The 2,840-nt window shown below is 28.3% G+C and carries 3 protein-coding genes and 1 pseudogene; all 4 read left to right on the top strand.

The window, feature by feature from the left end:
* The coding region (locus AMN95_RS04040; protein ID WP_179850350.1) for an orotidine 5'-phosphate decarboxylase / HUMPS family protein at positions 1 to 236 on the top strand (236 nt) is incomplete at its 5' end.
* On the top strand, positions 237 to 860 hold the full coding sequence (locus AMN95_RS04035; protein WP_075522691.1) for a phosphoribosylanthranilate isomerase: 624 nt from the start codon (positions 237 to 239) through the stop codon (positions 858 to 860).
* Positions 850 to 2,079, top strand: a complete 1,230-nt coding sequence (gene trpB / locus AMN95_RS04030) for a tryptophan synthase subunit beta (protein ID WP_075522690.1) — start codon at positions 850 to 852, stop codon at positions 2,077 to 2,079. Before AMN95_RS04035 ends, trpB begins: the two co-directional genes overlap by 11 nt.
* Positions 2,079 to 2,840: pseudogene (trpA, locus tag AMN95_RS05805) on the top strand (tryptophan synthase subunit alpha); the annotation flags it as partial. The gene trpB and the pseudogene trpA, both read left to right, overlap by 1 nt.

Raw genomic sequence — 2,840 nt, 5'->3', positions numbered from 1 at the left:
ATTTACATGGAGTAATTTGTAGCCCTTTAGAAACTAAGACTATCAAAAAAGTTGCACCGAATCTTAAATGTTTTACACCAGGTATAAGACAAGATAAAAATAAAGATGATCAAAAAAGAACAATGAATGCGAAACAAGCACTGGACGCCGGAAGTGATTGTTTGATAATTGGACGACCAATTACCAATGGTGATCCAAAAAAAAATATTCAAAATATTTTATCCTCTTTAAATTAAATGAAATCAAAAATTTGTGGAATATCAGATTTAAGAACTCTCAAATTTTTAACTGAACATATTGACCCTCCAAATTTTATTGGTTTTATTGTTAATTATCCAAAATCAAAAAGATATGTTACAGTTGATAAATTAAAAGATTTACTAAAAGTTAAAAAAAAAAAGTCTTATTATGTGGCTGTACTCGTTAAACCAGATGACAGAATATTAGAAGAAATAAAAAATCTACCTTTTGATTTTTACCAAATTTATGATTGTAATCCAAGCGAGATACAAAAAATTAAAGAAAAATATAATAAAAAGATCATAACGGCTTTTACTATTCAAAATATAGATGATGTGAATAAATACTCTCTATATAAATCTGTTTCAGATATTTATTTATTTGATAGTAAGGGATATGAAAAAAGTAAATCCTTCAACCATTCTCTTTTAAAAGATATAAAATTTGATAAAGAAATAATGCTTGCAGGAGATATTCAAATAAATGATGAGCTTGAAAATTACAAGAAAATAACTGATATTATAGATATATCAGGAGGAGTAGAAACCTCTGGAATTAAAGATGTTTCCAAAATAGAAATTTTTTTGAATAAGATAAAAAATATAAATAATGAAAATTAAAAAGAACATACAATTAATTGATCAACATGATAAAAATGGATTTTGGGGTAAAAAATTTGGAGGAAGCTTTGTTCCTGAGACATTAAAAAAACCAGTTCAAGACTTAACTGAGGAATTTGAAAAACTTAGAAAAAATAGAGAGTTTTTACAAAAAAGAGATTATTATTTTAAAAATTATATCGGATCGCCTACACCATTTATTAAATTAGAAAATCTGAGCAATCACTTAGGTGGTGCTCAAATATGGGCAAAAGTAGTATCTGAGGCAAACGGTGGTGCACATAAGATTTATAATGCAACAGTGCATGCTTTAATTTGTAAAGCCATGGGAAAAAAATATATCATTGGAGACACTGGTGCAGGATATGCTGGAAAAATGTTAAGTATGGCTGCTAAAAAATTTGGTCTAAAATGTAAGATATTCATGGGAGCGAAAGACATAAAACGACAGAAACCTAATTGTGATGCTATGAAAAAAAATGGAGCAGAAATTATTCCTGTTTACTCTGGCAGTCAAACCTTAGTTGATGCAGTTAGTGAATGTATGAGATATTGGGTTTCTAATTGCAACAACACACACATGTGCGTAGGTTCAACTGTTGGACCAAATATCTTTGTAAAAATTTGTGGTTGGAGCACTGCCCAAATATCAAGAGAACTTAAATTTCAATTAAAAAAAGAATTTAGAAAAATACCTGAAAAGATCAAATTAATTAATTGTGTTGGTGGAGGAAGCTCAGCTTATGGTTTTTGGAGTGAATTTATTGATTATAATAAAAAACAGATAGAATTAATTGGTGTTGAGGCAGGTGGTCCAAAAAATTCAAAGTTACATGCTGCACCTTTAAGTAGAAATGCTAAAATTGGAATTCTTCACGGCGCAGCATCCTATGTTTGTCAAAGTAATGAAGGTCAAATACACGAAACGGAGTCAATTAGTGCAGGTCTAGACTATCCTGGAGTCAGTCCAATACATTGTTTTTTAAAGGATACAAAAAGAGCAAGATATACTTTTGCTACAGATGAAGAAGCTTTAAATGCATATAAATTAGTAACTAAATTTGAAAAATTGAATCCAAGTTTAGAGCCAAGTCATGCTTTTGCAGAGGTGATTAAAATTGCTCCCAAATTAAGTAAAGACACAATTTGCATTGTAAACTCTTGTGGGGATGCAAAAAAAGATAAAGATATATTAAAAAAAAGATTGGGAAAATATTAATGATTAATACTTTAATTAATCAAACATTTAAAATAACAAAGAATGAAAATAGACCAGCTTTACTCACATATACAGTTGCTGGAGATAATACAAAAAAAAAATCGTTAGAAATTCTAAAATCTATTTCTCAATATGCTGATATTTGTGAATTAGGTTTTCCGCATAACACACCAATCGCTGATGGTGGTCAAATCCAAACTAGTGCTTATCGAGCTATAAAAAATGGAATTAAAATCAATGATGTTTTTTTGATTGCAGCTCAATTTAAAAAAATAAGAAAAAATAAACCAATTATTTTGATGGGTTATTATAATATGATTTACCAATACGGTGAAAGTAAATTCATTAAAAAATGTCAAAAATCAAAAGTAGATGGTTTGATTGTTGTAGACTTACCATTTCCTGAAAATAAAATTTTTGCTAAAAAATGTAAAAAAAAAGAATATTAATTTCATTCAACTCATTTCACCCACAACATCAAAAGTACGTTTAAAAGAAATAATTAAGAATTCTCATGATATGATTTATTATATAAGTATGCTGTCTACAACTGGAGGAAAATTAAAAGTCTCTTCTAAAAAAATATTAAATGAATATTCAAAAATAAAAAAACAAAATTCATCTAAGAACGTAGTCATAGGATTCGGAATTACTGAAAAAACTATAAAATCTCTTAAAAAAGCAGACGGATTAGTAGTCGGAAGTGCAACAGGAATAAGAGGTGTACCAACTGTAATAATTTACAAAAAAGGTGTTGAAGT

Origin of the sequence: Candidatus Pelagibacter communis (assembly GCF_001180185.1) — a bacterium.
Lineage (GTDB): Bacteria > Pseudomonadota > Alphaproteobacteria > Pelagibacterales > Pelagibacteraceae > Pelagibacter > Pelagibacter ubique_F.
The sequence above is the reverse complement of the archived record's forward strand: the minus strand, read 5'-3'. Positions and strand labels throughout refer to the sequence as shown.

What these genes read in the sequence shown, in the direction of transcription:
- AMN95_RS04035 (WP_075522691.1), top strand. Translation starts at nt 237, where the DNA reads ATGAAATCAAAAATTTGTGGAATATCAGATTTAAGAACTCTCAAATTT.
- trpB (WP_075522690.1), top strand. Translation starts at nt 850, where the DNA reads ATGAAAATTAAAAAGAACATACAATTAATTGATCAACATGATAAAAAT.